Origin of the sequence: Saccharopolyspora hirsuta, assembly GCF_008630535.1 — a bacterium.
Taxonomy (GTDB): domain Bacteria; phylum Actinomycetota; class Actinomycetes; order Mycobacteriales; family Pseudonocardiaceae; genus Saccharopolyspora; species Saccharopolyspora hirsuta.
The window spans coordinates 101,203-113,958 of record NZ_VWPH01000005.1; the positions used below are offsets into that span (position 1 = coordinate 101,203).

General features: G+C 72.0%; 13 protein-coding genes. 11 read left to right on the plus strand and 2 right to left on the minus strand.

Features of this window, described 5'->3' with window-relative positions:
• The 11 genes from F1721_RS11305 (at position 1) to F1721_RS11355 (ending at position 11,342) form a co-directional block, all read left to right on the plus strand.
• The gene (locus F1721_RS11305) at positions 1-885 is read left to right on the plus strand and encodes a branched-chain amino acid ABC transporter permease (protein WP_150066580.1); all 885 of its coding nucleotides are present in this window, start codon (positions 1-3) and stop codon (positions 883-885) included.
• Positions 869-1,912, plus strand: a complete 1,044-nt coding sequence (locus tag F1721_RS11310) for a branched-chain amino acid ABC transporter permease (protein WP_170301454.1) — start codon at positions 869-871, stop codon at positions 1,910-1,912. The genes F1721_RS11305 and F1721_RS11310 overlap by 17 nt, the downstream gene beginning before the upstream one ends.
• A complete protein-coding gene (locus tag F1721_RS11315) occupies positions 1,909-2,637 on the plus strand; it encodes an ABC transporter ATP-binding protein (RefSeq protein WP_150066581.1) in 729 nt (242 codons plus the stop codon). Before F1721_RS11310 ends, F1721_RS11315 begins: the two co-directional genes overlap by 4 nt.
• Positions 2,627-3,367, plus strand: coding sequence for an ABC transporter ATP-binding protein (locus F1721_RS11320; RefSeq protein ID WP_150066582.1), 741 nt, complete (start codon positions 2,627-2,629; stop codon positions 3,365-3,367). The genes F1721_RS11315 and F1721_RS11320 overlap by 11 nt, the downstream gene beginning before the upstream one ends.
• A gap of 31 nt (positions 3,368-3,398) precedes the next feature.
• Positions 3,399-4,553 carry a Gfo/Idh/MocA family protein gene (locus F1721_RS11325; RefSeq protein WP_246154687.1) on the plus strand — a complete coding sequence of 385 codons (1,155 nt, stop codon included), beginning with the start codon at positions 3,399-3,401 and terminating at the stop codon, positions 4,551-4,553.
• Between the two features lie 136 nt (positions 4,554-4,689).
• Positions 4,690-5,847: a dihydrodipicolinate synthase family protein gene (locus tag F1721_RS11330; RefSeq protein WP_150066583.1), complete on the plus strand. Its 1,158-nt coding sequence runs from the start codon at positions 4,690-4,692 to the stop codon at positions 5,845-5,847.
• The gene (locus F1721_RS11335; RefSeq protein ID WP_150066584.1) at positions 5,844-6,734 is read left to right on the plus strand and encodes a sugar phosphate isomerase/epimerase family protein; all 891 of its coding nucleotides are present in this window, start codon (positions 5,844-5,846) and stop codon (positions 6,732-6,734) included. Before F1721_RS11330 ends, F1721_RS11335 begins: the two co-directional genes overlap by 4 nt.
• On the plus strand, positions 6,731-7,387 hold the full coding sequence (locus F1721_RS11340; RefSeq protein WP_246154689.1) for a hypothetical protein: 657 nt from the start codon (positions 6,731-6,733) through the stop codon (positions 7,385-7,387). The genes F1721_RS11335 and F1721_RS11340 overlap by 4 nt, the downstream gene beginning before the upstream one ends.
• A gap of 31 nt (positions 7,388-7,418) precedes the next feature.
• Entirely contained in the window at positions 7,419-9,713 is a 2,295-nt protein-coding gene (locus F1721_RS11345) for a PQQ-dependent sugar dehydrogenase (protein ID WP_150066585.1), read from the plus strand.
• Between the two features lie 83 nt (positions 9,714-9,796).
• Positions 9,797-11,044, plus strand: coding sequence for an MFS transporter (locus F1721_RS11350; RefSeq protein WP_150066586.1), 1,248 nt, complete (start codon positions 9,797-9,799; stop codon positions 11,042-11,044).
• A 31-nt stretch (positions 11,045-11,075) separates the two neighbouring features.
• Positions 11,076-11,342, plus strand: a complete 267-nt coding sequence (locus F1721_RS11355) for a YdeI/OmpD-associated family protein (protein WP_150066587.1) — start codon at positions 11,076-11,078, stop codon at positions 11,340-11,342.
• Between the two features lies 1 nt (position 11,343).
• On the opposite strand, the gene F1721_RS11360 is transcribed toward F1721_RS11355, so the two are convergent.
• Together F1721_RS11360 and F1721_RS11365 are read right to left on the minus strand one after the other, a co-directional pair.
• The gene (locus tag F1721_RS11360; RefSeq protein WP_150066588.1) at positions 11,344-11,982 is read right to left on the minus strand and encodes a LysE family translocator; all 639 of its coding nucleotides are present in this window, start codon (positions 11,980-11,982) and stop codon (positions 11,344-11,346) included.
• Positions 11,983-12,059: 77 nt separating this feature from the next.
• Positions 12,060-12,734 (minus strand): DUF899 family protein, encoded by a 675-nt coding sequence (locus F1721_RS11365; RefSeq protein WP_150066589.1) that lies wholly within the window; start codon positions 12,732-12,734, stop codon positions 12,060-12,062.
• Positions 12,735-12,756 lie beyond the last annotated feature (22 nt).

Here is a 12,756-nt window from a genome sequence, read left to right on the forward strand (position 1 = left end):
ATGACCGCATCCCTGCTGCTGCAGAGCCTCGTGCTCGGCGTGCTGCTCGGCGGCCTCTACGCCCTGCTGGCCGCCGGACTGACCCTCTACTTCGGCGTGATGCGCGTGGTGATGCTCGCGCACTCGGCGTTCCTGATCCTGGCCGCCTACCTGGCCTGGTGGTTCCACCTGCGCACCGGCCTGGACCCGCTGATCTCCCTGGTGGTCACCGTGCCGCTGTTCTTCACCCTCGGCGTGGGCCTGCAACGACTGCTGATCTCCCGGCTGCGCCCGGCCACCATGACCATGATGTCGGTGCTGCTGACCTTCTCGCTGGCGCTGATCATCGAAGGCACCCTCGGACTGGTCTTCTCCGGCACCCACCGGCGCATCCAGCTGCCCTACTCCGGCGCCGACCTCGTCGTGGCAGGAGCCAGCATCCCGGTGGTCAAGCTCATCGCCTTCGCCCTGGCCGCCCTAGCCCTGGCCGGGCTCTACGCGCTGCTCAAGCTCACCCGCTTCGGGTGGGCGCTGCGCGCCACCATCCAGCACCGCCACGCCGCGCAGCTCGTCGGCATCAACACCGACCGCACCGCCGGGCTGGGCTTCGGGCTCGGACTGGCCACCGCCGCGGTCGGCGGCACCGCGCTGGCCCTGGACTCCACCATCTACCCGTCGTTGCACTGGCACTGGATCGGCCCGCTGATGGCCATCATCGTCGTCGGCGGGCTGGGCAGCGTCGGCGGCGCGGCCATCGCCGCGATGCTGCTGGGCCTGGGGCAGAGCCTGCTGCAACTGCCGCTGGGCACCACCTGGGCGCAAACCCTGTTCTACGTCGCGCTGTTCGCGACGCTGATGCTCAAACCCCGGGGACTGTTCGGAGGCCGACTTGCGCAGCGTTTCTGACCTCCTCCGCCGCATCCGCCCGATCGGCCTGCTGGTGCTGATCGCGCTGGTGCTGGCCTTCCCGCAGCTGGCGCCGGACGCCTTCATCCTGTCGGTCGGCGTGGTGATCATGAGCTACGCGGTGCTGGCCACCTCCTGGAACTTCGTCGGCGGCTTCACCGGCTACATCTCGCTGGGCCACGCCGCCTACTCCGGCCTCGGCGGCTACGCCACCGCCCTGCTGATCACCCGAGCCGACCTCAACCCGTGGCTGGCGCTGCTGATCGGCGCCGTGCTCGTGGCCGCGCTGGCCATCCCCATCGGCATCGCCAGCCTGCGGGTGCGCGGCGCCTCGTTCGTCATCGTCTCCATCGCCCTGGTGCTGATCACCCTGCTGGTGTTCCAGAGCTGGGGATCGGTCACCGGCGGATCCCACGGCCTGCGCGTGCCCCGCCCCTTCGGCGAGGACGTCCTGCGGCCCGAACAGCACGAGCGGTTCTTCTACCTGCACGCCGCACTGCTGGCCATCGCGCTGCTGTGCTGGTGGATCACCGACCGCTCCCGCTTCGGCGCCGGGCTCAAAGCCATCCGCGAGGACGAGGACAAGGCCCAGTCCCTCGGGGTGCCGACCTTCGCCTACAAGCTGGTCGCCTTCGTCATCTCCGCGCTGTTCACCGCGCTCGGCGGCGGCCTGTACGCGCTGTGGTTCGGATTCCTCGACCCGGTCTTCCAGTTCTCCATCCTCGCCGGGTCCTACCTGGTGCTGATGAGCCTGCTCGGCGGCATCCGCAGCCTGTTCGGGCCGCTGCTGGGCGCGGTGGTGGTCGGCTACGCCGTGGAGTTCTTCAAGAACCAGTACGGCGACACCCAGCTGCACCTGGTCGCCCTCGGCGTCCTGCTGGCCGCGGTGGTGCTGTTCATGCCCGACGGCATCATCCCCGCCGTGGGCGCCCAGCTGCGCAAACTGCGGCCGCAGGCCACCTCCATCCGCGAGATCAGCCAGGCCGACCTCGCCGCGCAGCGCACCCCCGAGGAGGCCGCCCGATGAGCCTGCAGACCCACCAGCTGACCAAGTCCTTCGGCGGCGTGCGGGCCGTGGACGCCGCGACCGTGACCTTCCAGCCCGGCAAGGTCAACGCCCTCATCGGCCCCAACGGCTCCGGCAAGACCACCTTCTTCAACTGCGTCACCGGCATGGTCAAGCCCGACTCGGGCACCACCCGCTACCGCGGCCGCGACATCACCCGCACCCCCGCGCACCGCATCGCCCGCGCCGGGATCGGCCGCAGCTTCCAGCTGTGCCGCATCTTCCCGCGCCTGACCGCCCTGGAGAACCTGCTGGTGGCCGTGCGCGCCCCGAACCTGCTCGGACAGCTGGTCCCGGCCCGCCAGCGCACCGACCTCGCGCGGGCTCGCAGCCTGCTGGAACGCGTCGGCATCGAGCACCTCGCCGACGCCCAGGCCCGCGACCTGTCCTACGGGCAGCAGAAACTGCTCGAACTGGCCGGGGTGCTCATGGCCGACCCCGAAACGATCATGCTCGACGAACCCGCGGGCGGGGTCAACCCGGCCCTGCTGGAGCGCATCGGCGCGCTGGTGCGCGAGCTCAACGCCGAAGGCCGCACCTTCATCGTCGTCGAGCACAACATGGACCTGGTCATGAGCCTGTCCGACCACGTCGTCGTCTTCGACCGGGGGCGGCCCATCGCCACCGGCACCCCCGACGAGGTGCGCGCGGACCCGGCAGTGCTGGAGGCATACCTTGGCGTCTGAGCCGCTGCTCGAACTGCGCGACATCGAAGCCGGGTACGGCCGGGCCGCGCTCGTGCTGCGCGGGCTGACCGTGCAGGTGCCCGCGGCCAGCGTGGTGTGCCTGGTCGGCCCCAACGGGGCGGGCAAGTCCACAGTGCTCAAAGTGGCCAGCGGCATGCTCGCCCCGCGCTCGGGGCGGATCCTGCTCGACGGCACCGACATCACCGGCCGCCGCCCGCAGCAGATGCTGGCCGCCGGGCTCTCCCACGTGCTGCAGGGCCACAGCGTGTTCCCGGAGATGTCGGTGGCCGAGAACGTCCTGCTCGGCGCCTACACGCTGCGCGAGAAGTCCCGCGTCGCCGAGCGCGTGGAGTTCGTCAAGGACCTCTTCCCCGTGGTGGCCCAGCGCTGGCAGTCGCTGGCCGGGGCACTCTCGGGCGGGCAGCAGAAGCAGGTCGAGTTCGCCCGCTCGCTGATGGTCAGCCCCCGCGTGGTGCTGCTCGACGAACCGTCGATGGGCCTGGACCCCAAGGCCACCGAGACCGTCTTCACCCAGGTGGCCCGGATGCGCGAGGCCGGGACCGCGGTGCTGCTGGTCGAGCAGAACGCCCGCCGCGCGCTGGAAACCGCCGACCTGGGCTGCGTGCTCGACCTCGGCCGGGTGCACCTGTCCGGCCCCGCCGCCGACCTGCTCGCCGACGACCGCCTGGGCCAGCTCTACCTCGGCAACCACCGCGCCGGCACGTCATGACCCCGCCTTCCCACCCCAGGGAGCCCGCACCATGACCGAGCACACCTACCGCATCCTGATGAACGGCGTCACCGGCCGGATGGGCTACCACCAGCACCTGCTGCGCTCGGTGCTGGCCATCCGCGACTCCGGCGGCATCGCCCTCGACGACGGCGCGCGCCTGCAGGTCGAACCGGTCCTGCTGGGCCGCAACGCCGACAAGCTCGCCCGCATCGCCAAAGCCCACGACATCGCCGAATGGCACACCGACCTGCCCGCCCAGCTGGCCGGGGACGCCCAGATCTACTTCGACGCCCAGGTCACCAGCCGCCGCCACGAGGCCATCACCGCCGCGCTGGCCGCCGGCAAGCACGTCTACACCGAAAAACCCGTCGCCGAATCCGTCGCCGACGGCCAGCAGCTGGTCGAGGCCGCCCGCGCGGCCGAGGTGGTGCACGGCGTGGTCCACGACAAGATCTTCCTGCCCGGGCTGCGCAAGCTCAAACGGCTCGTCGACGCCGGGTTCTTCGGCCGGATCCTGTCGGTGCGCGGCGAGTTCGGCTACTGGGTGTTCGAAGGCGACCTGCAACCCGCGCAGCGGCCCAGCTGGAACTACCGCGCCGAGGACGGCGGCGGGCTGGTGCTGGACATGTTCTGCCACTGGAACTACGTGCTGGAGAACATCGTCGGCCGCGTCCGCGCAGTCACCGCCAAAGCCGTCACCCACATCCCGCAGCGCTGGGACGAGCACGGCCAGCCCTACCGGGCCACCGCCGACGACGCCGCCTACGCCATCTTCGAGCTCGACGGCGACGTCATCGCCCAGATCAACTCCTCCTGGGCGGTGCGCGTGGACCGGCGGGAACTGGTGGAGTTCCAGGTCGACGGCACCCACGGCTCGGCGGTGGCCGGGCTGTTCGGCTGCCGCGTGCAACCCCGCGTGCGCACCCCGCGGCCCAGGTGGAACCCCGACGAGCCCACCACCGAGGACTTCCGCTCGCACTGGGACGAAATCCCGGACAACACCGAGTTCGGCAACGGGTTCCGCGCCCAGTGGGAACAGTTCCTGCTCGACGTCCACCACGGCCGCCCGCACCCCTACGACCTGGCCGCCGGGGTCCGCGGCCTGCAACTGGCCCACGCCGGGCTGGCCTCCTCGGCCCAAGGCCGCCGCATCGAACTGCCCGATGCGGACGGTGCGGCATGAGCAACCACATGCCAACCCGAGCCCCGCTCAACAGCACCTCAGGGGACCGTGACGCAACTCAGCCACAAGAAACCGCACAACGCGAGATCACCTCGAAACGCAACCACCACTGTGAATCGCGGAGAGGCGGAACCGCATGAGCAACCACATCGACCTGCCCACCCCCGGTGGGTGGCGGCGGATCGCGCTGCGCGAACCCCGGGTGTGGGCACCGCATCCGCAGCCGTTCACCTCGCGCGTGGTCTTCGCCGCCGCGCACGTGGTCGCCGACCCCCTCGGCGACAACACCCCCGGCGCGCCCGCGGCCGTGGACTGGGACTCCACCCTGGCCTTCCGCCGCCACCTGTTCGACCACGGCATGGGCGTGGCCGAGGCGATGGACACCGCACAGCGCAACATGGGGCTGGACTGGGCCGCGGTGCAGCAGCTGGTGCGGCGCAGCGCCGAGCAGGCCCGCGCCTGCGGTGCCCGCATCGCCTCCGGCGCGGGCACCGACCACCGCAGCCAGCTGCACAGCCTCGCCGAGGTCACCGCCGCCTACGAGGAGCAGGTGGCCTTCGTGGAATCCACCGGATCCCAAGTGGTCGTGATGGCATCGAGGCAGCTGGCCGCGATCGCCCGCGGCGCCGAGGACTACCGGCAGGTCTACGACGCGGTGCTGCGGCAGGTCGCCGAACCGGTCGTGCTGCACTGGCTCGGCGAGGTCTTCGACCCGCACCTGACCGGCTACTGGGGATCGACCGACCTGACCACCGCCACCGCGGCGTTCCTGGACCTGGTGCGCGAGCACGCCGAGGTCGTCGACGGGGTGAAGGTCTCGCTGCTGTCGGCCGAGCACGAGCGCCAGCTGCGCGCCGCCCTGCCGACCGGGGTGCGGCTCTACACCGGCGACGACTTCCACTACCCGGAGCTCATCCGCGGCGACGGCACCCACCACTCCGACGCGCTGCTGGGCGCCTTCGCCGCCATCGCCCCCGCGGCCTCGGCGGCGCTGAGCGCCCTCGACGACGGCGACCTGGCCACCTACGACGCCGAGATGGCGGCCACCACCGAGCTGTCCCGGCACATCTTCAGCGCCCCGACAGCCCACTACAAGACCGGCATCGCATTCACGGCGTGGCTGGCCGGGCACCAGCCCGGGTTCACGATGCTGCACGGGATGCAGTCGGCACGCAGCCTCGTGCACCTCGCGCGGATCTTCGAGCTGGCCAATCGCGCCGGGCTGCTGCCCGACCCCGAGCTTGCCGCGCACCGCATGCGGTTGTGGCTGCAAGCGGCGGGAGCGATGCGATGAACACCGACGTGCCCACCGGAACCCCCGCGCGCATTCCCACCCCCGAACCCGGCGACCCGCGGCTGGCCCGGCTGGCGCTCAACCAGCGCACCACCGCCAGCTGGACCCTGCCCGAAGCGGTGCGCGGCTGCGCCGACGCCGGGATCGGCACCATCGGCGTCTGGCGCGAGCCCCTCGCCGAAACCGGCGTCCAGGCCGCCGCCCGGATGATCGGCGACGCCGGGCTGCGAGTGTCCTCGCTGTGCCGGGGCGGGTTCTTCACCTCCGGGGACTGGCTGGGTGAGAACATCGCCGCACTGGACGAAGCCGCGGCGCTGGACTGCCCCACCCTGGTGCTGGTGCCCGGTGGGCTGCCCGAAGGCTCCCGGGACCTGAACGGTGCGCGCCAGCGCGTGGCCGAGGCGATCGCCGAGCTCGTCCCGCACGCCCGGGCGCGCGGGGTGCGGCTGGCCATCGAACCGATGCACCCGATCTTCGCCGCCGACCGCGGCGTCATCTCCACCCTCGCCCACGCCCTCGACCTCGCCGAACAGCACCCGCCCGAGGTGGTCGGCGTCGTGGTCGACACCTTCCACCTGTGGTGGGAGCCCGGTGTGCTGGCCCAGATCGCCCGCGCCGGGGAGCGCATCGCCTGCTACCAGGTGTCGGACTGGATCACGCCGCTGCCACCGGATGCGCTGCTGGGTCGCGGCGTGGTCGGCGACGGCCACATCGACTTCACCGCCCTCACCCGCGCCGTGGTCGCCGCCGGATACCGCGGCCCGGTGGAGGTGGAGGTCTTCAACGCCGAGCTCTGGGCCGCCCCCGGCGCCCAGGTGCTGGCCACCTGCGCCCGCCGCCACGCCGAACTCATCGCGCCCCACCTGCCGAAAGGTCGGTCCACATGAGACGACGGACGTTCACCCTGCTCCCAGCCGCCGCGCTGGCGCTGACCACCACCGCGGCCACCTCCGAGGTGCGCATCCGCCCCGGCGACGACCCCGCGCACTGGGCACCGCTGACCCCGCGCAAGTGGGCCTTCGGCCACGGCCAGGTCGTGCTGACCGAACGCGGCGAGGCCCCCGACGGGCCGAGGCGGCCCTACGAGTACGCGACCGTGCGGCAAGGCCCCGCCTTCGGCCCGCTGCGCCTGACCGCCGAGGTCCGCATCGACGAACCCGTCACCCGCAACGACCGCGACGTCGTGCTGATCTTCAACTACCGCTCGCCGACCCGCTTCCACTACGCCCACCTCTCCCAGGACAACACCACCTACCCGCACAACGGGCTGTTCGTTGTCGACGACGCCGACCGGGTGCGCATCGACGACCAGTGGGACGGCACCACCGGCGCGCCACCGGCCATCGACGACACCGACTGGCACCACGTCCGGCTCGACCACGACCCGGCCACCGGCCGCATCGCGGTGCACCTCGACGGCGCACCGCAACCGCTGCTGACCGCCACCGATCGCCGCTTTTCCGGCGGCCGCGCCGGATTCGGGTCCTTCGACAACCACGGGCGCATCCGCGAGGTCACCCTCACCGGCCGCCCGGCCTGACCACCCGCCCCCTCACACCGCTGGAGCCCTCATGGGAGTGCACAGAGGACGGGTCGCCGCGATCACCGCAGCGGTGCTCGCGGCGACCCTGCTCACCCCACCGGCCGCCGCCGACGAGCCGATCACCGACCCCATCCCCGAAGACCCCGCCCCGGCCGAGTTCGGCCTGGTCCTGCAGCCCTACGCGCAGCTGCCCGCCACCGAGCCCACCCCACCGGCCACCGACCCCCGGCTGATCCGCCACAACCGCATCAACCACATCGGCGAAGTCCCCGACGGATCCGGCCGCCGCTACGTGCCCGACCTCAACGGCCCGCTGCACCTGCTCGACGACGGCCAGCAGCACCGCTACCTGGATTTCCGGGAGCGCTTCGAGCACTTCTTCTCCGGCAAGGGCATGGGCAGCGGCTTCGGGTTCGTCACCTTCCACCCCGAGTTCGCCACCAACGGCAAGTTCTACACCGTGCACTCCGAGGGCGAGGGCGCCATCGCCACCCGGCCGCCGACCTACCCCAACCAGCCCGACGCGGTCGTGCAGAGCGTGGTCACCGAGTGGACCGCCGACGACCCGGCCGCCAACACCTTCACCGGCACCCACCGCGAGCTGTTCCGCTACGGCTTCGCCACCTACATCCACGCCGTCCAGCAGATCGACTTCAACCCCACCGCCCGCCCCGGCGACCCCGACTACGGGCTGCTCTACCTGGGGGTCGGCGACGGCGGCATCGGCCTGGACACCGACATCCCGCAGGACTTGAGCACCCCGGCGGGCAAGATCCTGCGCATCGACCCCGCCGGGACCAACGGCCCCAACGGCCAGTACGGCATCCCCGCCGACAACCCCTTCGCCGGGCAACCCGGTGCGCTGGGCGAGATCTACGCGGTCGGCATGCGCGACCCGCACCGCTTCAGCTGGGACCCCGAAGGCGAGCACGCCATGTACCTCGGGCACATCGGCCAGCACGCCATCGAAGCGGTCTACGAGGTGCGCGCCGGGGACAACTTCGGCTGGAGCCAGCGCGAAGGCGACCTCACCTTCCGGCCGGAAACCCAGTGCTACCTCTACCCGCTGCCCCCCGACGACGCGACCTACGGCTACACCTACCCGGTCGCGGCCTACGACCACGACCCGCCGCCGAACTGGCCGTGCAACTCCGACAGCGGGCACGCCATCTCCGGCGGTCAGGTCTACCGCGGCCACGACCTGCCGCAGCTGCGCGGCAAGTACGTCTTCGGCGACCTCGTCGACGGGCGCGTGTTCTACACCGAGGTCGACCAGATGCGCCGCGGCGGGCCGCGCGCCCGCCTGCACGAGCTCCAGCTGTTCGACACCGCAGGCACCCGGCTGCGGATGAGCGACTTCGTCGGCGACGGGCGCGTGGACCTGCGCTTCGGCACCGATTCCCAGCGCAACCTCTACCTGCTGGCCAAGGCCAACGGCATGATCTGGAAGGTCACCGGCACCCGCCCGGCCCGCGACTCCGAGGTCACCGAGCAGGTGCGCCGCAACCTGGTGGCCCACTACGACTTCGAGCACCCCTTCGCCGCCGACGACTCCCGCGAACTGGACTCCGGCGCCTCGGGCACCCTGCTGTCGCTGCTCAACGGCGGGCAGGACATGCGGGTGCGCGACAGCGCGTTCCCCGGCAGCAACAACGCGCTGCAAACCCGGCAGATCACCCCGGACGCCGACGGCAACGACGACTGGAAGGCCGGGGTCTGGGACCCCGGCGGCGTCGCCTCGCTGGAGGCGTTCAACGGCACCGACGGCGCCACCGTGATGGGCTGGTTCAAGATGACCGGCGACAACCCCGCCCCCAACACCACCACACCCGAGCCCGGCGACCGCTACAACGCCGTGGGCCTGGCCGGGGTGCTCACCGGCGACTCCGACGGCCACGACGTGCGGGCCCTGCTGGAACTGATCGAGGTGGACGGGCAGCTGCGGCTGGTCGCGCTGGGCCGCCGCCTCGACGGCGGCGCCTCGCAGACCTTCGCCGCCCGGCCCGACTGGCGCGAACTGCTGCCACCAGGCCAGTGGGTGCACCTGGCGGCGACGTTCGACTACACCACCGGCCGGATGGCGCTGTACCGCAACGGTGCACCGGTGCCCGGCTTCTACACCGACCCCGGGGACCCGTGGCAGGTCGACGGCACCGGCACCACCGCCTCCACCCCGCGCGGCATCAAGATCGGCGGCAGCTTCCCCGGCAACGACCGGGAGCGCAACCCCTGCCACTGCCGCATGGACTCGCTGATGTTCCTCGACACCGCCGCCGACCAGCGCACCATCGCCGAGCAGTACCGCCGCTTCACCCACCGCTGAGCCCCGCGGGGGTGGGCGACAGCGCGCCCACCCCCGCGGAGAAAGCCCGTCAACTGGGAAAACGCGACTGCTAGTGTTCGATCATGACGCGCCTGGCCGATGTCGGCGACTACCGCAAGTTCTGGGCCGCATCGACCACCTCGATCTTCGGGACCTACGTCACCAGCCTCGCCCTGCAGGTGCTGGCCGCGCTCACCCTGCACGCCACCGCCACCGAGATCGGCCTGCTCAACGCCGCCCGCTGGGTGCCCTACCTGGTGCTGGGCCTGTTCGTCGGCGTGCTGGTCGACCGCTACCGCAGCAAACCCCTGCTGGTCGGCGCCGACTTCGCCCGCGCGGTCGTGCTCTGCGCGATCCCGCTGCTGCACCTCGCCGGTCTGCTCACCCTGCCGGTGCTCATCGCCGTCGCCGGGCTGCTCGGCCTGCTGTCGCTGTTCTTCGACTCCGCCGACCAGGCCTTCCTGCCGAAGCTGGTCCCGGTGCGCATGCTGACCTCGGCCAACGCGCGCCTGGAGCAGTCCCACGCCGTCGCCCAGACCACCGGCCCGCTGCTGGCCGCCGCCCTGGTCAAGACCATCGGCGCACCGCTGGCCATCCTGCTCGACGCGATCTCCTACCTGATCTCCGGTGTCCTGCTGGCCGGGATCGGCACCCGCGAGCAGTCCGCCCCGCGCGCGCAGCGGCGCAGCGTGCTCGCCGAACTGCGCGAAGGCGTCACCTGGGTCTACCGGCACCGCATGCTCGCGCCCCAAGCCGTGGCCGGGCACCTGTGGTGGCTCGCGCACAACGTGCTGACCACCGTCCAGGTCCTCTACGTGCTGCGCGCACCGGACAGCGGACTCGGGCTCGGCGAGGTGCAGCTGGGCATCACCTACGCCTGCGCCGGGGTCGGGGCGGTGGCAGGCGGAGCGCTGGCCAACCGCAGCGGCCGCCGCTTCGGAGCCGGGCGCACCGTGGTCACCACCCGCGTGCTCATGCCGCTGCCGTGGCTGCTGGTGCCCCTCACCGGCCCCGGCCCGGCGGCGACCGTGCTCCTGGGGCTCTCGCAACTGCTGTTCTGGGTGCTCATGGGCGTGGAGGGCCCCAACGAGATGGCCTACCGGCAGGCCATCACCCCCGCCCGGCTGCAGGGCCGGGTCAACACCACCATCCGCTCCCTCAACCGCGGCGCGATCGTCCTCGGCGCCCCGCTCGGCGGACTCATCGCCGACGCCACCAGCCTGCGCACCGCGCTGTGGGCGGGCATCGCCGGGCTCATCGCCTCCGCGGCGGTGCTGGCCGCCTCCCCGGCCCGCCACGCCACCCTCCCCGAACCGCAAACCACGAGGTAGACGGCATGCGGTTTCGGCTACCGTGGCGGTTGTGAACAGCCAGCCCGTACCCGGCGGACCGGTGCACGCCCTGCCCGCAGACCTGCGCCAAGCACTGCTGGCCGACGCCACCGCGCTCGCGGCGTGGCACGACATCACACCCCTGGCCCGCAACGAGTTCATCTGCTGGGTCGAGGACGCCAAGCAGGCCGCCACCCGCCAACGCCGCATCCGCCGGACGCAGGAAGAGCTGCTCGAGGGCAAACGCCGCCCCTGCTGCTGGCCGGGGTGCAAGCACCGCGAGCGCAACGGCCGCTAGCTCAGGCCGGACGGGCCCGGCTGCTCAGCAGCTGCACCGCCAAACCCGCCAGCACCGCGCCCATGAAGTAGCGCTGCACCCGCAGCCACCCCGGCCGCCGCGCCAACAACCTCGCCACCGACCCGGCGGTAAGCACGATCAGCGCGTTCACCGACACCGCCACCGCGATCTGCACCGCGCTGAGCACCAGGCTCTGCCCGGCCACCGAACCCCGCGCCGGATCGACGAACTGCGGCAACAACGACACGTAGAGCACCGCGATCTTGGGATTGAGCAGATTCGTCACCAACCCCATCCCGAACAACCGGCCCGCCGAGTGCGCGGGCACCTGCGCCGGGGCGAACACCGACACCCCGCCCGGGCGCACCGCCTGCCACGCCAGCCACAGCAGGTAACCCGCCCCGGCCACCTGCACCGCCGTGTACAGCGCGGGCACCAGCGTGAACACCGCGGCGATCCCGGCCGATGCCGCCGCAGCGTAGACCAGGAAGCCCACCGCGACCCCGGCCAGCGACACCAGACCGGCCCGGCGCCCCTGCGTCAACGACCGCGACACCAGGTAGACCATGTTCGGCCCCGGCGTGAGCACCAGGCCCAGCGCCACCACCGCGATCCCCGTCACCGCACCGAAACCGACCACGCGCCACCTCCGCTCGTCCCGGTGACGCTAAGCGCCCCGCCCGCCAGCGCGAACGGCCAATCCCGCAGGACTGGCCCTCACCCGTAGGTCGGGTACTGCGGCCAGCCCTCGGGGCTGTCCTCCCAGTCCTGCTGGCGTCCGTAGACGGTGCGGTCCATGAACTGCGCCACCGGCAGCACCGCCTCGGTGCCGCGCGCGGTGGTCGCGTAGGTCAGGTAGGGCGTGCCGTCCTTGCGCAGGTAGTACGAGTAGCCGGGCAGCGGGCCTTCGCCGCCTTGCCCGTCCGGCCGCGTCCAACCCCAGTCGTGGTGGTAGGAGGTCCCGGCCGAGGAGACCCACAGGTGCTCCCAGCCCCGCTCGCGGCGGTAGGCCTCCAGCTTGTCGATCGGTGCCTGCGAGATCATCGCGAACGCGATCCCCTCGTCCGCCAGCCGCCCCATGTCGGCGGGCAGGTTGTCCACCGCCCACGTGCAGCTCGGGCACCCCTCCTTCCAGTCCGGGGCGAACATCACGTTCTGCACCACCAGCAGGTAGTGGTCGCCGAACAACTCGGTCAACCGCACCGGGCCGCGCGGCCCGGTGAACACGTAGTCGGCGACCTCGACCATCGGCAGCCGCCGCCTGCTGGCCGCGACCCGGTCGTTGTGCCGGGTGACCTCCTTCTCCGCCGCCACCTGCTCGGCGAGCGCGGCCTCGAACCGGTCGCGGTCGACGACCTCGGGTGCGGCCTGCGGCTGCTCGTGCTTGGACACGATGGGCTCCTCTCCACGCGCT